Annotated in this window: 6 protein-coding genes; 3 read left to right on the plus strand and 3 right to left on the minus strand. The window is 73.6% G+C overall.

The window, feature by feature from the left end; translation table 11 throughout:
- Positions 1-53: 53 nt before the first annotated feature.
- Positions 54-365 (plus strand): hypothetical protein, encoded by a 312-nt coding sequence (locus B9G38_RS14010; protein WP_086220770.1) that lies wholly within the window; start codon positions 54-56, stop codon positions 363-365.
- A 31-nt stretch (positions 366-396) separates the two neighbouring features.
- Here B9G38_RS14010 and B9G38_RS14015 read toward each other — a convergent pair whose 3' ends face one another.
- The 3 genes from B9G38_RS14015 to B9G38_RS14025 are packed head-to-tail and all read right to left on the minus strand — an operon-like array spanning position 397 to position 3,386.
- Positions 397-774 (minus strand): group 1 truncated hemoglobin, encoded by a 378-nt coding sequence (locus B9G38_RS14015; RefSeq protein WP_086220771.1) that lies wholly within the window; start codon positions 772-774, stop codon positions 397-399.
- Between the two features lie 44 nt (positions 775-818).
- Entirely contained in the window at positions 819-2,255 is a 1,437-nt protein-coding gene (locus tag B9G38_RS14020; protein WP_086220772.1) for an MATE family efflux transporter, read from the minus strand.
- A 30-nt stretch (positions 2,256-2,285) separates the two neighbouring features.
- Positions 2,286-3,386: an ATP-binding protein gene (locus tag B9G38_RS14025; RefSeq protein WP_086220773.1), complete on the minus strand. Its 1,101-nt coding sequence runs from the start codon at positions 3,384-3,386 to the stop codon at positions 2,286-2,288.
- Positions 3,387-3,472: 86 nt separating this feature from the next.
- Here B9G38_RS14025 and B9G38_RS14030 point away from each other — a divergent pair, with 86 nt between their 5' ends.
- Positions 3,473-3,880, plus strand: a complete 408-nt coding sequence (locus tag B9G38_RS14030) for a gamma-glutamylcyclotransferase family protein (RefSeq protein WP_086220774.1) — start codon at positions 3,473-3,475, stop codon at positions 3,878-3,880.
- 189 nt (positions 3,881-4,069) lie between these two features.
- Positions 4,070-5,222: threonine ammonia-lyase (ilvA, locus tag B9G38_RS14035; protein WP_086220775.1), on the plus strand; the 1,153-nt coding region annotated here is incomplete at its 3' end.

A 5,222-nucleotide genomic window follows, 5' to 3' on the forward strand; every position in this document is an offset into this window, starting at 1 on the left:
GAGCCGGCCGGGGGCTGACGAGGTTTTTACCTGATGGCGTCCGATCTCGGGGCGTGAGCGTCGTCGTCGCGATCAAGCCGGCCGCGGGCAAGCGGAACGCGAAGGTGGGGCGGCTCGTCTTCGAGGACGGGCCCCGCCACGCGTTCGAGAGCCGCGCGGCCGCCGAGCGCTGGGCGGACGACCTCTCGGCCGGCGACGGCCACGTCTGGGTCGCGAGCGCGCACCCCCGCGACGACGGCGACGCGGACTGTTACCTCGTTTCCCGGGCGACGAACGCGAAGCTGGAGGCGGCCTACGACAAGCGCCGGCGGCGGCTCAGGGGCGACACGGGGTCCGAGCAGGAGTCGCTCGGCGGCGAGCCCTGACCGGCGGCCCTCGCCCGCGGACGGGTCGCCGCTATCCCTCGGCGGGCGGAGCGCCGACGACGTCGTCCTCGAACCCCGCGACCGCCGCCATCACCGCCTCGCGGTCGGCGTCGTCGACGTCGAACTCGCGCAGCGCCTCGTCGAGATGCGTCGCGACGACCTCGAACTCCGCGGCCGTTATCGCCAGTCCATCGTGGGCGACCGCCATCTCCTCGCCCTCGTACCGGAGCGGACCGCCGGTGACGGCGCTCAGGAACTTCGTCTGGTGGGAGCGCTGGTCGGCCATGTCAACGTCGTCGAAGTGGTGACTCACCCGGTCGTCGGAGAGCACCCCGTCGTAGAAATCGCTGACGACCGCGCCGATGGCCGGCTCGCCGCCGAGGCGTTCGTACAGCGTCTCGTTCGACATACGTCGGTGACGAACGCCAGCCGTATCACTGTTCCCCCGCCGCCTCACGGCGAGTCGTCCGCGCGCGTGCCGTCGCCGGTGTCGGCGTCGGGGTCGGCGGCCGGCCCGGACCCGCGTTCGGCCATCATGTCCGCGGCGCGGCTCGCCCACCCGGAGTACCGGAAGCCGACGGCGACGACGAGCGCCATCCACGCGTACGCGGCGGACACGCCGACGTACGCGCCCGCGGGGCCGAACCCCGCGGTGCGCCCGAGCAGCCACGAGAGCCCCAAGAAGAGGCCGAACATGCCCGAGACGCGCGCGACGAGCGGGACACGGGTCTCGCTGGCGCCCTGGAGCGACCCGGAGAGCGCGGAGAAGCAGGCGAGGGCGACGCCGGCGACGCCGTACACCCGCGCGAAGTCGACCGCGGACGCGACCGTCGCCGCGTCGTCGGTGAAGACCGGGACGATTCGGGGGGCGGCGACCACGAGCCCGAGACCGATCGTCCCGACCGTGAGCACGCCGAGGCTCGCGACGGCCCAGCCGTTGAACCGCGCGGCCTCCGGGTCGCCCTCGCCGAGCGCCTGCCCGACCAGGATCGACGCCGCGACGTTGTAGCCGCGCGAGAGCGGGCCGGTGACCTGCTGGTAGACGCGGCGGCCGATCTGGAAGCCGGCGTTGACCGTCTCGCCGAAGCCGAGGAGGAGGGCGTTGAAGGGGAACTCCGCGACCTCGGAGCCGAACCCCTCCAGCACGCGCGGGGCGCTCACGACCAGGAGCTGTTTGGCGATCGTGAGGTCGCGCGGCCACGCGAAGTCGGCGTCGGTCCACGAACCCCAGATGGCGACGCAGAGCAGGCCGGCCGTGAGCACGTTCGCGCCCGCGGTCGCGAGGCCGACGCCGAGGACCTCGAGCCGGGGGAGCCCGAACAGCCCCAAACCGAGGACGACCGACCCCGCGATGTTGACGGAGTTGGCGGCGACGTTGACGTACATCGGGGTCCGCGTGTCGCCCGTCCCCTGAAGGGCGCGGGCGCCGACCAGGGCGACGTGGCGCGCCGGCGCGGTCGCGAACACGACCGCGAGGTACGTCGAGCCGAGGTCGACGACCGCGGGCGAGGTCCCCTCGCCGACGAGGCGGCCGAACACGTCGATAGCGAGCTCGCCGAAGAGGAACCCGAAGAGGACGAACGGGACCCCCGCGAGCGCGCCGAGCAGGATCGCCTGCGTCACCGCCTCGTCGCGGTTCCCCGCGGCGCCCGCGCCGGTGTCCTGCGAGGAGAGCGCGATGGCGCCGCCGCCGAGCCCGAGCCCGATCCGCAGCGGGAACCGGGCGTACAGGTCCGCGAGGCCGATGGCGACGACCGCGGCCGGCGAGAACAGCGCGGTGACTAAGACGTCGGTCGTCCGCATCGCGGTGCGGAACGTCTGCTCGGCCATGACGGGCCACGCGAGCGAGAAGACGCGCTTCCAGACGCGCCGCAGCCGCGGGAGGTCCATCTGATCGCGTCCGACGGGCGCCCGCGGTTTCTACGTATCGGAGCCGGCCGAGTCGACCGGTGCGTGCGGGAGCGTCACCGCGAACCGCGCGCCGCCGAGGGGCGACTCGCCGGCGTCCAGGGTGCCGCCGTACGCCTCGGCGAGCGTCGCGACCAGCCGGAGGCCGCTGACGCCGCCGCTCGCCCCGTCGACCGCCTCGTCGGCGAAGAACGACCCGTCTCGGACCTCCGGGGGAAGCCCCGGACCGTCGTCCTCGACGACCAACGCGACCTCGTCGTCCCGGCGGTTCGCGGCGCCGTCACCGGGCACGCGGACGCCGACGCGGACGGTGACGCCCGGGTCGGCGTGTTCGATCGCGTTCTCGACGAGGTTGTGGACGACCGACCGCACGCCGTCGTTGGCGGCGACGGGCGCCGACTCCGGTATCTCGGTCTCGATCGTCGCCCGCTCCCCGTCGGTGACCCCCGACAGCACGTCTCGGGTCGTCTCCGCGAGGTCGACGCGGCTGGCGTCCGCGTCGCCGAGGATCGCGTCCGCGACGGCGCTCGTCGCCTCGATGCGGTCGAGCCCCTCGTCGGCCTTCGCGGCCACCGTCTCGGCGTGGTCGGAGCCGTCGGCGTCGCCGGCGAGCAGGCCGGCGTAGCCGCGGATCGTCGAGAGGTCGTTGCGGAGGTCGTGCCGAAGCAGGTGGTTGACGAAGGAGACGGCGCGGACCGCGTCCCGCGCGCGGCGCGCCTCGGCCGCCTGTCGGACCGCGTAGTAGCCCGCGATCGCGCCGCCGAGGCTCCCGGCTCCGGCGGCGACGAGCATCGGGAACGCCGGCTCGACGAGCGGGCGGCCCTCGAAGGCGCGGACCGCGAGCGTGGCGGCGAAGGCGACGACGGCGAGGACCGTCCCGGCGCCGGCCCAGCGGGCCACCCGCCACTCCTCGGCGGGCGAGAGGTCGCGCGCGGCGATCCGGCGGCCGGCGGCGATCACGGCGACCGCGATCCCGCCGTCGAGCGCCAGCGCCAGCAGCGGCCCGACAGCGCCCTCCACGACCCCGACCTCGGCGCCGTGGTGGACCAGCGCCGCGACGAGGACGCCGGCGCCGAGCGCGGAGACGGCGTGGTGGCCGCGCAGCCTCGACATTACGGACGACACAGGCGAAGCGAGTAAAGTCGTTCCGGATCGGTGAGCGGCCGAACGTTGAAGCCCGCGAGCGACCCACGGCCCCCATGGACGTCTTCGTGTACGGGACGCTGACCGAACCGGAACGGGTCGCCGAGGTCGTCGACTCGTTCGTCTTCGTCGGGTCCGCGACGCTCGACGGGCTCCGGCTCGTGGAGGGGCGGTACCCGACGCTCGCGCCCGGCGGCGAGACGGCCGGGCGGCTCCTCCGGACGGAGGCGGCCGACGCGCTCGACGCGTACGAGGACGTCGACGGCGGCCTGTACGTCCGCGAGACCGTGCCGCTCGACGCGCCGGCCGGCTACCCGGAGACCGCCGCGGTGTACGTCGGCGACCCCGACCGCCTCGACGCGGACGCGACGTGGCCCGGGTCGGGCCCGTTCCCGGACCGAGTCGGATCGGTCCTCGACGACCGCGGCGTGCGAGTGCGGCTCACTCCCCGAGATCCCGTCTGACGGAGCGATGACGGCGTCGCTGTCGTGCGGTTTCACTTTCGCTCTGGTAGCCTCACCTTTTTGTATTCCCGCCGCCTCGTTCCACTCGCACGTCACACGCGTGCATTCCCCCTTCACTCACCGCGAGCCGCCGGCCCGTCGGGCGACGTCGACCGGAACCGATTAGCGGCCGGCGCGGCGACGAGGCGCATGCTCACACTCGCCGACATCCGCGAGGCGCGCGAGCGGGTCTCGGGCGTCGCCCGGCACACGCCCCTCGAGCGGTCGCGCTCCTTCTCCGAGATGAGCGGCGCCGACCTCCACCTCAAGTTAGAGAACTTCCAGCGGACCGGCGCGTTCAAGATCCGCGGCGCGATGAACCGGATCCAGACGCTCTCCGAGGCGGAGCGGGAGGCCGGCGTCGTCACCGCGAGCGCCGGGAACCACGCGCAGGGCGTGGCGCTGGCCGCCAGCCGCGCGGGCGTCGACGCCACCGTCGTGATGCCGAAGTTCGCGCCCGTCTCGAAGGTGAAGGCCACCCGCGGGTACGGCGCGAGCGTCCGCTTGGAGGGCGTCGACTACGACGAGGCGCAGGCGTACGCGCACCGGTTAGAGCGCGAGGAGGGGCGCACGTACGTCCACGCGTTCGACGACCCGGTCGTGATGGCCGGGCAGGGGACGCTCGGCTTGGAGATCGTCGACGACTGCCCCGATCTGGACACCGTCGTCGTCCCGATCGGCGGCGGCGGGCTGATCTCGGGGGTCGCGGTCGCGGTCAAAGCACAGCTCCCCGACGCCCGCGTGGTCGGCGTCCAGGCGGAGGGCGCGGCGTCGGCCGCGAAGTCGCTGGAGGCCGGCGAGGTCGTCGAGATCGACGGCGTCGACACGATCGCCGACGGGATCGCGACGCGCTCGGTCGGCGACCGAACGCTGGAGGTCATGGCGGAGTACGTCGACGAGGTCGTCACCGTCGACGACCGCGAGATCGCCTTGGCCCTCACGCTGCTCTTGGAACGGGCGAAGACGCTCGTCGAGGGCGCGGGCGCGGTCGCGCTCGCCGCCGTCCTCTCGGACGCCTTCGAGTACGACGACGGCGAGACGGTCGTCGCCGCGCTCTGCGGCGGCAACATCGACCTCAACCGCCTCGGCACCGTGATCCGCCGCGGGCTGGTCCAGATGGGCCGATACCTCAAGATCACCATCGATTTAAAAGACCGCCCCGGCGAACTCGAACGGGTCTCCAGCATCGTCGCGCGCACCGGCGCGAACGTGTACGCGGTCCACCACGACCGCACCTCGCGGGACGTGGCCGTCAACGCCGCCGAACTCGAACTCGAACTGGAGACCGACGACGCGGAACACG

Source organism: Halorubrum sp. SD612 (genome assembly GCF_002135005.1).